Origin of the sequence: Nonomuraea sp. NPDC049637 (assembly GCF_040675235.1) — a bacterium.
Classification (GTDB): domain Bacteria; phylum Actinomycetota; class Actinomycetes; order Streptosporangiales; family Streptosporangiaceae; genus Nonomuraea.
In genome coordinates this window covers 117694-130737 of record NZ_JBFAOM010000006.1, presented here as the reverse complement: position 1 = coordinate 130737, position 13044 = coordinate 117694, and the positions used below count along the sequence as shown (strand labels likewise).

General features: G+C 73.1%; 12 protein-coding genes. 11 read left to right on the top strand and 1 reads right to left on the bottom strand.

The genetic code is table 11. The features are described from left to right. Positions 1-55: 55 nt before the first annotated feature. The gene (locus tag AB0J71_RS11050; protein WP_352323932.1) at positions 56-724 is read right to left on the bottom strand and encodes a FadR/GntR family transcriptional regulator; all 669 of its coding nucleotides are present in this window, start codon (positions 722-724) and stop codon (positions 56-58) included. Positions 725-800: 76 nt separating this feature from the next. Here AB0J71_RS11050 and AB0J71_RS11045 point away from each other — a divergent pair, with 76 nt between their 5' ends. The 11 genes from AB0J71_RS11045 to alc are packed head-to-tail and all read left to right on the top strand — an operon-like array spanning position 801 to position 13040. After that, the gene (locus AB0J71_RS11045; RefSeq protein ID WP_352323933.1) at positions 801-1931 is read left to right on the top strand and encodes an amidohydrolase family protein; all 1131 of its coding nucleotides are present in this window, start codon (positions 801-803) and stop codon (positions 1929-1931) included. Then, positions 1931-3556 (top strand): ABC transporter substrate-binding protein, encoded by a 1626-nt coding sequence (locus AB0J71_RS11040; protein ID WP_364413843.1) that lies wholly within the window; start codon positions 1931-1933, stop codon positions 3554-3556. The genes AB0J71_RS11045 and AB0J71_RS11040 overlap by 1 nt, the downstream gene beginning before the upstream one ends. Next, positions 3553-4485, top strand: a complete 933-nt coding sequence (locus tag AB0J71_RS11035) for an ABC transporter permease (protein WP_364413841.1) — start codon at positions 3553-3555, stop codon at positions 4483-4485. Before AB0J71_RS11040 ends, AB0J71_RS11035 begins: the two co-directional genes overlap by 4 nt. Further along, positions 4482-5282: an ABC transporter permease gene (locus AB0J71_RS11030; RefSeq protein ID WP_352323936.1), complete on the top strand. Its 801-nt coding sequence runs from the start codon at positions 4482-4484 to the stop codon at positions 5280-5282. The genes AB0J71_RS11035 and AB0J71_RS11030 overlap by 4 nt, the downstream gene beginning before the upstream one ends. Further along, positions 5279-6208 (top strand): ABC transporter ATP-binding protein, encoded by a 930-nt coding sequence (locus tag AB0J71_RS11025; RefSeq protein ID WP_364413839.1) that lies wholly within the window; start codon positions 5279-5281, stop codon positions 6206-6208. Before AB0J71_RS11030 ends, AB0J71_RS11025 begins: the two co-directional genes overlap by 4 nt. 16 nt (positions 6209-6224) lie before the next feature. After that, entirely contained in the window at positions 6225-7010 is a 786-nt protein-coding gene (locus AB0J71_RS11020) for an ATP-binding cassette domain-containing protein (protein ID WP_364413837.1), read from the top strand. Continuing rightward, positions 7007-8461 (top strand): amidohydrolase family protein, encoded by a 1455-nt coding sequence (locus AB0J71_RS11015; RefSeq protein ID WP_352323939.1) that lies wholly within the window; start codon positions 7007-7009, stop codon positions 8459-8461. The genes AB0J71_RS11020 and AB0J71_RS11015 overlap by 4 nt, the downstream gene beginning before the upstream one ends. Next, on the top strand, positions 8458-9735 hold the full coding sequence (locus AB0J71_RS11010; protein ID WP_364413835.1) for an aldolase/citrate lyase family protein: 1278 nt from the start codon (positions 8458-8460) through the stop codon (positions 9733-9735). The genes AB0J71_RS11015 and AB0J71_RS11010 overlap by 4 nt, the downstream gene beginning before the upstream one ends. A 1-nt stretch (position 9736) precedes the next feature. Next, positions 9737-10519 (top strand): aspartate/glutamate racemase family protein, encoded by a 783-nt coding sequence (locus AB0J71_RS11005; RefSeq protein WP_352323942.1) that lies wholly within the window; start codon positions 9737-9739, stop codon positions 10517-10519. Beyond that, positions 10519-11859, top strand: a complete 1341-nt coding sequence (gene allB, locus AB0J71_RS11000) for an allantoinase AllB (RefSeq protein WP_364413833.1) — start codon at positions 10519-10521, stop codon at positions 11857-11859. The genes AB0J71_RS11005 and allB overlap by 1 nt, the downstream gene beginning before the upstream one ends. Continuing rightward, positions 11856-13040, top strand: coding sequence for an allantoicase (alc, locus tag AB0J71_RS10995; protein ID WP_364413831.1), 1185 nt, complete (start codon positions 11856-11858; stop codon positions 13038-13040). Before allB ends, alc begins: the two co-directional genes overlap by 4 nt. Positions 13041-13044 lie beyond the last annotated feature (4 nt).

The following is a 13044-nucleotide window of genomic DNA, read 5'->3' as shown; positions in this document are numbered from 1 at the left end:
CGATTGGGCCGTAGCTCACGACTCGGCCTCCGGCGGACGGGCAGCGTGGAGGGCGTCAGAGGTCGCGTTCCTGGTCGTTGAGGATGGTGAGCGCGATCGTGGCCGCGCCGGCCGCGTCGCCGGACTCGATGGCCTCGTACAGGTCCTCGTGGGTGGAGTCGGAGCCGAGCACGGCGCGTTCCATGCAGTGGTCGCGGCGGACCGTCTCGCGCACCGCCTCGCTCATGCCGCGGTACAGGTCCAGCAGCACGGGGTTGTGCGAGGCGGCGGCGATGGACAGGTGGAACTCCACGTCGGCGTCGGCGAACGCGTCGAGGTCGGCGGCCTGGTGGGCGGCGGTGCGCCGGGCCAGGGCCGTCCTCAGGTCGTCGAGGTCGGCCGGCTTGCGGCGTTCGGCGGCCAGGCGGGCCGCCACGAGATCCAGGCCGCGTCGTACGTCGATGATGTCCATGGTGGCGGCGCGGTCGAGGCGGCGCTTGAACGCCACTTCGCTCTCGTCGGTCGCGGTGACGTAGGTGCCGTCGCCCTGACGCGTGGTGAGCAGCCCGGCGTGGACGAGCACGCGTACGGCCTCGCGTACCGACAACCTGCTGACGCCCAGCGCCTCGGCCAGCCGGCTCTCCGTAGGGATCTTGGCCCCGACCGGCCAGACGCCGCTGGTGATCTCCTGGCGGAGCTCGCGGATGGCGGAGTCGACGAGGGAGGTCCGGCCCACGTGCCGCATTTGTCCTCTTCTCTAATCATCTGATGTCTGATAATTCTATGCCACTGTTGCCCTCGGGTTAAGGGGATCAGCCGGTATGGCTCAGATTCTGTTCACCGATGTACGCCCCCACGATGTCCTGATCGAAGACGGTCGCGTCGTCCCGTCGGCACGCCGGGCGGAAGACTGCCAGGTCGTGGCGGCGGACGGCCTGCTCGCCCTGCCCGCCCCGGTGGACGCGCACGTCCACCCCGACAAGACCACCTGGGGCCAGCCGTGGCTGAGCCGCACCCCGGCCGGGACGCTGCGCGACCTCATCGAGGGCGACGTCGCGGCGCGGGCGGAGATGACCGCGCCGGTCGCCACGCGGGCCCTGGCCCTCATGGACCACGCGATCGCCCGCGGCACCCGGGCCTGGCGGGCGCACGTGGACGTCGCCCCGGTGTACGGCCTGAGCAACGTGCACGGCGTACGGGAGGCCGCTGAGGCCCGCGCCGACCTGCTGGACGTGCAGATCGTCGCCTTCCCGCAGCTCGGGCTGCTGTCCCGGCCGGGTACGGCGGAGCTGATGGAGCAGTCGCTCAAGGAGGGCGCGGACATCCTCGGCGGGCTCGACCCCGTGGGCATCGACGGCGACCTGCACGGACACCTCGACCTGCTGTACGGCCTGGCCGAGCGGCACACCGTCCCGCTCGACATCCACCTGCACGACGGCGGCGACGAGGGGGTCGCGCAGGTGCTGGAGATCGCCCGCAGGGCGAGGTCCAGCGGTGTGCCGACGACGATCAGCCACGCCTTCTGCCTGGCCGACCGCCCGGACCTCGCCGAGACGCTGGCCGAGGCGAAGATCTCGCTGACCACCTGCGCGCTCGGCGCCGACCCGGTCCTGCCGGTCGGGCCGCTGGTCGAGGCAGGGGTGCTGGTCGGCCTCGGATCCGACGGGGTGCGGGATCCGTGGACGCCGTTCGGCGACGGCGACATGATCAACCGCGCCCACCTGCTCGCCTACCGCACCGACGCCCGCACCGACGAGGAGCTGGCCAGGTGCTACGAGATCGCGGCGCACGGGGGCGCCGCGCTGCTGGGCCTGGAGCAGGCCCGGCTCCGGCCCGGAGATCCCGCCGACTTCCTCCTGGTACGCGCCGACTCCATGGCCCAGGCGGTCGTGGACAAGCCCATCCCCCAGTTCGTCGTCCGCAACGGACGCGTTCGCGAAAGGTCCTCCTGATGATCCGTCGAGCCCTACCGGTGGCCGCCGCACTCGCGGTGGCCCTGGCCGGATGCGGCCAGCAGGCCGCAGCACCGCAACAACAGCAGCAGGGCTCGGGCGAGGCGCCCAAGCTGGAGCTCAGGACCGTCACCGCCCCGGCCACCGGGGAACTGGACAAGGTGACGTGGAACCTGCCGTACGAGCCGCAGACGGTCGACCCGATCAGGTCGTTCAACTACGCCGAGAACACCGTGCTGGCCAACATGTGCGAGAGCCTGCTGCGGCTGACCCCCGAGTTCGGCATCGAGCCCGGCCTGGCCGAGAAGGCCGACAACCCCACCCCGACCACGTGGGTCTACACGATCCGCGACGGCGTGAAGTTCTGGGACGGCACGCCGCTGACCGCCGAGGACGTCGCGGCCAGCCTCAACCGCCACCTCGACCCCGCGCTCGGCACCTGGTGGGGCGACTACTTCCACACCGTGCAGTCGATCAAGGCGACCGGGCCGATGCAGGTCACCGTCACGTTGAAGCAGCCCGACGTGCTGTTCAACCAGGCGATGGCCACCGCGGCCGGCGCGATCGTGTCGGCCGAGTACGCCGGGAAGAAGGACCTGGGCTCGCCGACCGGCGGGGTGATGTGCACCGGCCCGTACAAGTACGGGAGCTGGAAGTCCGGCGACGCGCTGACGATCACCCGCAACGACGCCTACTGGGACACCGCGCTGCGGCCGAAGACCAAGGAGCTGGTCTTCCGGTTCATCGCCGACGAGACCACCGCCATCAACGCGCTGCGCTCCGGCGAGGTGGACGGGCAGTACTTCTACCTGCCTCCGGCCGGGCTCGGCCAGCTCCAGCAGTCGCCGACCGGCTCGGTCACGCTCGGCAAGTCGCTGACCTTCTGGACGCTGCTCGGCGCCGCCAAGTCCGGCCCGTACGCCGACCCGAAGGTCCGCCGGGCGCTGTCGCTGGCGCTGGACCGGGCGGCCATCTCCAAGGTGGTCTTCCAGGGGACGGCGCTGCCGCAGCGCACCCTCGCCGGCGCCGAGTACTGGGGATACCAGCGGGACGCCTTCCAGAAGGCCCACGACGCGATCCCGCCGGAGACGCCCGACCTGGCCAAGGCCAAGCAGCTGCTCACCGAGGCCGGCTCCCCCACCCAGACGATCACCATCGGGATCCAGGGCAGCTCGGCCGTCCACGAGCAGACCGCCAACCTGATCAAGGCGACCGGCGAGGCGCTCGGCCTGAAGATCGAGATCAAGGTGATCCCCGTCGAGCAGTACGGGAACCTCTACAGCGACCCCAAGGCCCGCGAGGGCATCGACGCCTTCTTCTCCACCTGGTACGGCAACGTGCCGGACCCGCTCGACATCTACACCGTCTTCCTGGCGGGCGGCCGTACCAACTTCAACGACTACGCGGCCGTGAACGCCGACATCGCCAAGGCGCGGGCCGCCTACGACGAGGCGGAGCGGGCGGGGCTGGTGACGGCGATCCAGCAGAAGGTCACCACCGACGTGCCGTGGATGCCGCTGAACAACCTGCCGGTGATCCTCTACATGAACAAGCGGGTGACCGGCGCCGTCGCCTCCTTCCCCTACCTGTACTACCCGTGGGCCGCGGGGCTCGGCGCGGCATGAGGTTCCTGGCGAAGCGGCTGGCGGGGCTGATCGCGGTCCTGCTGGTCGCCTCCTTCCTGGTGTACGGCCTGCTCTACCTGGTGCCCGGCGGGCCGATGGCGTTCCTGCTCGGCAACCGCAGCGGCACCCCCGAGCAGGTCGCGGCCATCCGCGCGCAGTACCACCTGGACGACCCGTTCCTGCTGCGTTACGCCGCCTGGCTGCGCGACGCGGTGACGGGCGACTTCGGCGCCTCCCTGGTCTACCGGCAGGACGTCTCCGCGCTGATGGCGTCCCGGGCGACGACGACCGTCTTCCTGGTGGTCTACGCGACGCTGCTGATCGTGGCCGGGGGCGTGGCGATGGGCCTGCTGGCCGCGCTGCGCGGCGGCCGGGCCGACGGGCTGGTCAGCCTGGTCTCCTCGGTGTTCCTGGCCACGCCGCCGTTCGTGGTCGGGGTGATTCTGGTCATCGTCTTCGCGCTGGGACTCGGCTGGTTCCCGGTCTTCGGGCCCGGCGACGGGTTCGGCGACCGCATCCACCACCTGACGCTGCCGGCGATCACGCTCAGCCTGGCCAGCGCCGCCTTCCTCGCCCGCATCACGCGGGCCTCGGTGTCGGAGGAACTGGGCCGCGAGCACGTGGAGACCGCCCGCAGCCGCGGCCTGGCCGAGGGGCACATCGTCCGCAGGCACGTGCTGCGCAACGCGGCCATCCCGGTGGTGACCGTGGTCGGCCTGAACGTCGCCGGGCTGATCGCCGGCTCGGTCGTGGTGGAGAGCATCTTCGCCCTCGACGGTCTGGGCTCGTTGTTCGTCCGCGCGATCCTGCAACGCGACTTCGCGATCGTCCAGGCGGTGGTGCTCGTGCTGGTCACCGCCTTCGTCCTGATCAATCTGGTGGTGGACCTGTGCTACTCCGCTCTCGACCCGCGCCTGTCGCGGCAGTGACCCGCCGCCTGGGCGGGCTGGGCGTGGCCGCCGCCGTCCTGCTGGCCGCCGTCGTGGTGGTCACTCTGCTCGCGCCGCTGCTCGCGCCCTACGACCCCGACCAGCCGGACCTGTTCAACGCGCTGGGCGGCGCGTCCGTCGCGCATCCGCTGGGCGGGGACGTCCTGGGCAGGGACGTGTTGTCCCGGCTGATGCACGGCGCGCGGACCACGTTGCTCGCCCCGGTGCTGGTGATCTGCGTCGCGAGCGCCGCCGGGACCACGCTGGCGATCGTCGCCGCCTGGGCGGGCGGCAAGGTGGACGCGGTCGTCTCCCGCCTGCTGGACGTGCTGTTCTCCGTGCCGGGCATCGTCTTCGCGCTGGTCACCGTGGCCGTGCTCGGTCCCGGCGTGCCCGGCGTGGTGATCGGCCTGGCGGTCGCGTACACGCCGTACGTGGCCCGGGTGGTGCGCAGCGCGGCGCTGCGTGAGCGCAGCCTGCCGTACGTGGCCGCCGCCTGGGTTCAGGGCCGGTCGGCGACCGCCATCTGCCTGCGCCACCTGCTGCCGAACCTGCGCCCGATCATCGTCGCCCAGTCGGTGTCGGCGCTCGGCTTCGCGGTGATCGACGTCGCGGCCGTCTCCTTCCTCGGGCTGGGCGTGCAGCCGCCCACCGCCGACTGGGGGCTGATGGTCAAGAGCGGCCTGGACAGCGCCCTGCGCGGCCAGCCGCTGGAGGCGCTGAGCGCCGGGCTGCTGATCGCGCTGGTGGTGGCCGCGGTGAACCTGTTGGGCGATCGCCTGGGGAGGCAGTCGTGAGCCTGTTGACGCTGGAGGCCTTCGGCCTGGCCGTGCCGTACGAACGAAGCTGGCGGACGCTGGTCGAGCACGTGGACCTGACCATCGGCGCAGGAGAGGCCGTCGGGCTGGTCGGCGAGTCCGGTTCGGGCAAGTCGATGACCGCCCGCGCGGTCATCGGCCTGACCCCGCCCGGCGCCCGCGTGACCGGCCGGATCGTCTTCGACGGCGCCGACGTGCCCTCGGGCCGGGCGCTGCGGCTGCTGCGGGCCAAGCGCATCGCGATGGTCTTCCAGGATCCGCGGGCGCACATCAACCCCGTCCGCAGCGTCGGCGACTTCCTCACCGAGGCCATGGTCCACAACCTGCGGATGCCGGTGCGGCAGGCGTCGGCGCGGGCCGTCCAGCTCCTCAAGGAGGTCGGCATCGCCGACGGCGAGCGGCGCCTGCGCCAGCACCCGCACGAGCTGTCCGGCGGCCTGCTGCAACGGGTGATGATCGCCTCCGTGCTGGCCGTCGAGCCCGACCTGGTGCTGGCCGACGAGCCGACCACCGCGCTCGACGTGACCACCCAGTCCGAGGTCATGGCCATCCTGGACGAGCTGCGCCGCGAGCGCGGCATGGCCATGCTGCTGATCACCCACGACCTGGAGCTGGCCGCCGCGACGTGTGACCGGCTGGCGGTGATGTACGCGGGCCGCATCGTGGAGGACCTCGACGGCGAGCCCCGCCACCCCTACACGCGCGGCCTCATGAGGTCGCGGCCGAGCCTTGAGCAGACCGCGCACCGGCTGCCGGTGATCCCCGGACGGCCCGTGGCGGCCTTCGAGGCCGAGGACGGCTGCGCGTTCGCGCCACGCTGCGAGCTGGCCGAGCCGCGCTGCCGGGAGAGCCGGCCGCCGTCCGTCCGCGGGGTCGCCTGCCTGAGAGCGGAGGAGACGGCATGAGAGCGGAGGAGACGGCATGAGCGTGATCGAGGCGCAGCGGCTGCGGAAGGTGTACGGCCCGGCCACAGCCGTGGACGAGGTCTCCTTCACCGTGGCCGAGGGCGAGTCGCTGGCCATCGTGGGCGAGTCCGGTTCGGGGAAGACGACCGTCGCCCGCATGCTGCTCGGCCTGGAGACGCCCACCAGCGGCACGATCAGCGTCTGCGGGCGTCCGCGGGTGGCGGGCCGGGTGTCGGCGGCGGAGCGGCGCAGGCGGGCACGGGAGATCCAGATCGTCTTCCAGGACCCCTATTCGTCGCTGGACAAGCTGCAGCGGGTCGGCGACGTCGTCGAGACGAGCCTTGCCCTGCACTTCCCGCTCACCTCCGCCGAGCGGCGGAAGAGGGCGCTGGACCTGCTCGAATCCGTGGGCCTGGCCGAACGGCACGCGGCGATGCTGCCCAGGCAGCTGTCCGGCGGGCAGCGCCAGCGCGTGGCCATCGCCCGCGCCCTGGCGGTGGAGCCGCGGGTGCTGGTGCTGGACGAGGCGGTGGCCGCGCTCGACGTGTCGATCCAGGCACAGATACTCAACCTGCTCGCCGACATCCGCGAGCGGCGCTCGATCAGCTACGTCTTCATCTCCCACGACCTGGCCGTGGTCAACCAGATCAGCGACACCGCCGTCGTGATGCGGCACGGCCGCGTCGTGGAACGCGGAGCCACCCGCACCCTGCTGCGGGAGCCGCAGGAGGAGTACACCCGCGCCCTGCTGGCCGCCGTGCCCAGGCCCGGCTGGAAGCCGACCAGGAGGAACACACAGTGAGCACGCTGATCAGGGCGTCGTTCGTCATCGGCTTCGACGGCGACGACCACGTCATCCACCGGGACGCGTGCGTCGTCTACGACGGCGACCGGATCGTCCACGTCGGACGTTCCTACGAAGGCCCGGTCGAGGAGGTGATCGACGCCGGTGAGGCGATCGTCGGGCCGGGCTTCATCGACCTGGACGCGCTGGCCGACATCGACCACGCCGTCCTCGACACCTGGCACGCCGACTCCAGCGGGCTGAACTGGTCGCACGACTACGCCGTCAACCGGCGCCGGGCCGTCTTCCCGCTGGAGGACACGCTCTTCATGCGGGAGTACGCGCTCACCCAGCTCATCCGCAACGGCGTCACCACGGCGATGCCGATCGCCGCCGAGACGCACAGCGCGTGGGCGGAGTCGTACGAGGAGCTGGCCGGTGTCGTGGAGATCGCCGGGCGGCTCGGCCTGCGCATGTACCTGGGGCCGTCCTACCGCTCCGGCGTGCCGGTGCTGCGCGCCGACGGCAGCCGGGACGTGCACTGGGAGCCCGGACTCGGTGAGCGGGGGCTCGCCGACGCGATCCGCTTCGTCCGGGACGTCGACGGCGCCCACGACGGCCGGATCCGGGGGGCGCTGCTGCCGTGCCGCATCGAGACCGTCACCCTCGACCTGCTGCGCGCCACCGCCCAGGCCGCGCAGGAGCTCGACTGCCTGGTGCGTCTGCACTGCATGCAGGGCCTGACGGAGCTGCGGCTGCTGCGCGAGTGGTACGACCGGCACCCCCTGGACGTGCTGGCCGAGGTCGGCCTGCTCGGCCCGCGACTGCTGGTGCCGCACGCCCTGTACCTCGGCGACCCCGGCACGCCCTTCGAGGGCTCACCGGACCGGCTCGCGGCGCTGGCGGGGATCGTGCACTGCCCCCTCACCTTCGTCAGGTACGGCGACGCGCTGCGCGACTTCGACCGGTACCGGGCGGCCGGCGTGAACGTGGCGCTGGGCACCGACTCCTTCCCGCCCGACATGATCCGCAACATGGACTACGGCAACAATCTGGCCAAACTGGTCACCGGCCGGCTGGACGCGGGCTCGGCCGCCGACTACTACCGGGCCGCCACCCTGGGCGGCGCCCGCGCGCTGGGCCGCGACGACCTGGGCAGGCTCGCCCCCGGCGCCAAGGCCGACCTGGTCGTCGTGGACCTGTCCGGCCCGCGCACCGGCCCGGTCGACGACCCGATCAGGACGATGCTGATGAACTGCACGGGCGCCGACGTGTCCACCGTGGTGATCGACGGCCGGCCGGTGATGCGCGACCGGACGATCCCCGGCGTGGACGAGGAGTCGATGCGGCGGCGCGCGCAGACCTACTTCGAGACGATGAAGGCCGCCTACTCCGAGCGCGACCACCTGCGCCGGGACCCGTCGCTGCTGTTCCCGGCGTCCTTCCGCGTCGTCGGGGACGGCTCATGAGCGGCGCGGCCTTCGTCTCCGGGCTCGTCTCCGGGCTCGTCTCCGGGCTCGCCGCCGAGCTCGACGTCCGGCTCGCCGCCGCGGACGAGCGGCTGCGCACGGCCTACCCCGGGGAGCCGGCCACCCGGCAGCCGGTGCACACCGTGTACGTCCCGGCCGACCGCTACACGCCGGACACCGTACCGGCGTGGGGCCGGCGGGCGCTGGCGGCGCTGGCCGAGCACGGCGGGACCGCCACGGAGTTCGCCGACGCGCTCGGCCTGCCGCCGCGGACGGCGGCGGAGGTGTACGACCAGGTCCGGGCCAAGCTGGCCCACGAGCCGGTCGAGGACCTCAGGATCGACTTCGAGGACGGCTACGGCCACCGCCCGGACGCCGACGAGGACGCCGCCGCCAGGACCGCCGCGAGGGCCCTGGCCGAGGCCAGCGCCGCGGGCACCGGCTCGCCGTTCTGCGGGATCCGGTTCAAGAGCTTCGAGGCGCCGACCCGGCGGCGCGGCCTGCGCACCCTGGCGATCTTCCTGGAGACCCTCGGACCGCCGCCCGCCGGCTTCGTCGTCACGCTGCCGAAGGTGACCTCGGTCGAGCAGGTGGAGGCGATGGCGCTGGCCGCCGGACGGCTGGAGGCGGCGTACGGGCTGGCGAGCGGGAGCCTGCAGTTCGAGCTCCAGGTGGAGACGCCGCAGGCGATCCTGGGCGCGGACGGCGTCTCGCCGCTGCCGTCGATGATCCGCGCCTCGGCCGGGCGCTGCACGGGCCTGCACTACGGCACCTACGACTACTCGGCGGCGCTCGGGGTGTCGGCGGCGTACCAGAGCTCGGACCATCCGGTCGCCGACCATGCCAAGGCGGTGATGCAGGTCGCCGCCGCCGGCACCGGCGTACGCGTCTGCGACGGGTCGAGCAACGTGCTGCCGGTCGGCGACGGCGACGCCGTCCGCGTCGCCTGGCGGTCGCACGCAAGCTTGGTCCTGCGCGCCCTGGAGGGCGGCCTCCACCAGGGCTGGGACCTGCATCCGGCCCAGCTGCCGAGCCGGTACGCCGCCGTCCACTCCTTCTTCAGGGAGGGGCTGCCGGCCGCCGCGGCACGGCTGCGCGGCTATCTCCGGCGCGAGACGTCCGGCTTCCTGGACGAGCCGGCGACCGCCCGCGCGATGGCCGGGTTCCTCGCCCGCGGCCTCGACTGCGGCGCGATCGGCGCGGCCGAGCTGGGCGCCCTGGCCGGGGTCACGCCGTCCGAGCTGCGTGCCATGCGCGCCGGGACGGGGGGCTGACGTGCGCATCCTGATCGTGAACGTGAACACCACCCGGTCGATGACCGACACGATCCGCGCCCAGGCGGCGGCGCACGCCTCGCCGGGTGTCGAGATCGTCGCGCTCACGCCGTCGTTCGGGCCGGAGTCGGTGGAGGGGAACTTCGAGAGCTACCTGGCGGCGGTCGCCGTGATGGACCGGGTCGTCCGCTACGACGAGCCGTACGACGCGGTGATCCAGGCGGGGTACGGCGAGCACGGCCGCGAGGGGCTGCAGGAGCTGCTCGACGTCCCCGTGGTGGACATCACCGAGGCGGCCGCGCAGGTCGCGATGCTGATCGGGCGTACGTACTCGGTGGTCACCACGCTGGACCGGGCCGTGCCGCAGATCGAGGACCGGCTGCGGCTGGCCGGGCTGGCCGGCCGGTGCGCGTCGGTCAGGGCCAGCGGGCTGTCGGTCCTGGAGCTGGAGGAGGATCCCGGCCGGGCCGTCGAGGCGATCGTCGCCCAGGCCCGTGAGGCCGTCACCGGCGACCGGGCCGAGGTGATCTGCCTGGGATGCGGTGGAATGGCGGGACTCGACCGGAAGATCACCGCGGCCACCGGGGTGCCCGTCGTGGACGGCGTGGCCGCCGCGGTCGCCCTCGCCGAAGGGCTCGTCCGGCTCGGCCTCACCACGAGCAAGGTGCGCACCTACGGGACGCCGCGCCCCAAGACCGTGACCGGATGGCCGATCACCGGCGGCCCCGCGGCCGTCGCCCGGCCGGTCCGCGCGGGACGGCGCGGCCACGGAGGTGTCGCCTGATGGCCCGGCTGGACCTGCTGTTCAGGGCCCGTCGAGTGGTCACCGACGCCGGAGAGGCAGCCCGCAGCATCGGCGTGCGGGACGGGACGATCGTCGCGGTCGAGCCGCTGGAGGCCGACCTGGCGGCCGCCGAGGTCGTCCGGCTCGGCGACGACGAGGTGCTGCTGCCCGGCCTGGTGGACAGCCACGTGCACGTGAACGACCCCGGACGGACCGAGTGGGAGGGGTTCGCGAGCGCCACCCGGGCGGCCGCGGCCGGCGGCGTCACGACGATCGTCGACATGCCGCTGAACAGCGTCCCGCCCACCACCGACGCGGCCGCGCTGCGGGTGAAGCGGGCGACCGCCCGCGGCCAGGCGTACGTGGACGTCGGCTTCTGGGGCGGCGCGGTGCCGGGCAACCTGCGCGAGCTGCGCGGCCTGCACGACGCGGGCGTGTTCGGGTTCAAGAGCTTCCTGCTGCACTCGGGCGTGCCGGAGTTCCCTCCCCTGGAGCCGGCCGAGCTGGCGGACGCGCTCCGCGAGCTGCGGGCGTTCGACGCGTTGATGATCGTGCACGCCGAGGACCCGCACGTGATCGACCACGCGCCGCCCGCACGCGGCGCGAGCTACCGCGACTTCCTGCGCTCCCGCCCGCGCGGCGCGGAGAACCTCGCGGTCGCGCACGTCATCGAGCTGGCCCGGCGGACCGGCTGCCGGGTACACATTCTGCACCTGTCCAGCTCGGACGCGCTGCCGATGATCCGCTCGGCCCGGGACGACGGCGTGCGGATCACTGTGGAGACCTGCCCGCACTACCTGACGTTCAGCGCCGAGGAGATCGCCGAAGGGGCCACCCCGTTCAAGTGCTGCCCGCCGATCCGCGAGGCGGCCAACCGGGAGTCGCTCTGGCGGGGGCTCGCCGACGGCACGATCGACTGCGTGGTCTCCGACCACTCGCCGTGCACGCCGGAGCTCAAGCGGCTCGACACCGGCGACTTCGGCCTCGCCTGGGGCGGCATCGCGTCGCTGCAGCTCGGCCTGCCCGCCGTGTGGACCGAGGCCAGACGCCGCGGCCACCCGCTGACCGACGTGGCGCGCTGGATGGCCGGACGCCCCGCGCAGGTGGCCGGGTTGTCCGGCAAGGGCCGGATCGCGCCGGGCCACCAGGCCGACCTGTGCGTGTTCGCGCCCGACGAGACGTTCGTGGCCGACCAGGACCGGCTGCACCACCGCAACCCCGTGACGCCCTACCACGGCCGCACGCTGGCCGGCGTGGTCCGCGCGAGCTGGCTGCGCGGCGAACGCGTCGACATCGACGGCCCGCCGCGCGGCCGGCTGCTCAACCGAGGAGAAGCATGACCTTCACCCATTTTCCGGACCTGGCCTCGCGCGCGCTGGCCGGCAGCGTCATGTACGCCAACGACGAGCTGTTCGCCGAGCGGGAGAACCTGATCAAACCCGGTCCCGCGACGTTCTCGACGGAGGACTTCGGCCACAAGGGCAAGGTGTACGACGGCTGGGAGACCCGTCGCAGGCGCGAGCCGGGGAACGACTACGCGATCGTCCGGCTCGGCGTCCCCGGCGTGGTGCGCGGGGTGGTGATCGACACCGCCTGGTTCAGGGGCAACTACCCGCCGTACGCCTCGGTGGAGGCGACCAGTGTCGAGGGCGTGCCGTCACCGGCCGAGCTGGAGCGGGCGAACTGGGAGACGATCGTCGGGAAGAGCACGATCCGGGGCGACGCCGAGAACGCGTTCGAGGTCGCGGACCGGCGGCGCTGGACGCACGTGCGCCTCAGCATCTACCCCGACGGCGGGGTGGCCCGGCTCCGGGTGCACGGCGAGCCGGTGCCCGACCCGCGCCTCCTGGACGGCACGATCGACCTGGCCGCGCTGGAGCACGGCGGGGACGTGGTCGCCTGCTCCGACACCTTCTACTCCTCCCCGGTGCAGCTGCTGCTGCCCGGCCGGGCCCGGATCATGGGCGACGGCTGGGAGAACGCCCGCCGCCGCGACGGCGGCAACGACCACGTGACGGTCAGGCTGGCGGGCCGCGGGCGGGTGCGCCGGGTGGAGATCGACACGTCGTACTTCGTCGGCAACGCGGCCGGCTGGGCCTCGCTGAGCGGAACCGACGCGAGCGATCCGAACGCGGGCCATCCGGACGCGGGTGATCCGGGCGCGGGCCATCCGGGCGCGGGCGCGGAGTGGTTCGAGCTGATCCCGAAGACCCGGTTGCAGCCGGACACCCGGCACTTCCTGCGCCCGGTGTCGTCCGCGCCCGTGACGCACGTCCGCCTCGACGTCTTCCCCGACGGCGGCCTGGCCCGGCTCCGGGTGCACGGCGAGCTGGACGCCGACGCCCACCGGGCGGCCGTGCTGCGCTGGCTCGACCTGCTGCCGGCCGGGCATGCCGTCGAGGTGCTGCGCGGGGCCGGCATGCCCGGCAGGACCGCCGAGGAGCTCGTCGGCCGCCGGCCGTTCGCCGACGGCGACGTGCTGCCTCCGGCGCTGCTCCTGCCGGTGGGGCCGCCCCTCTGACCCT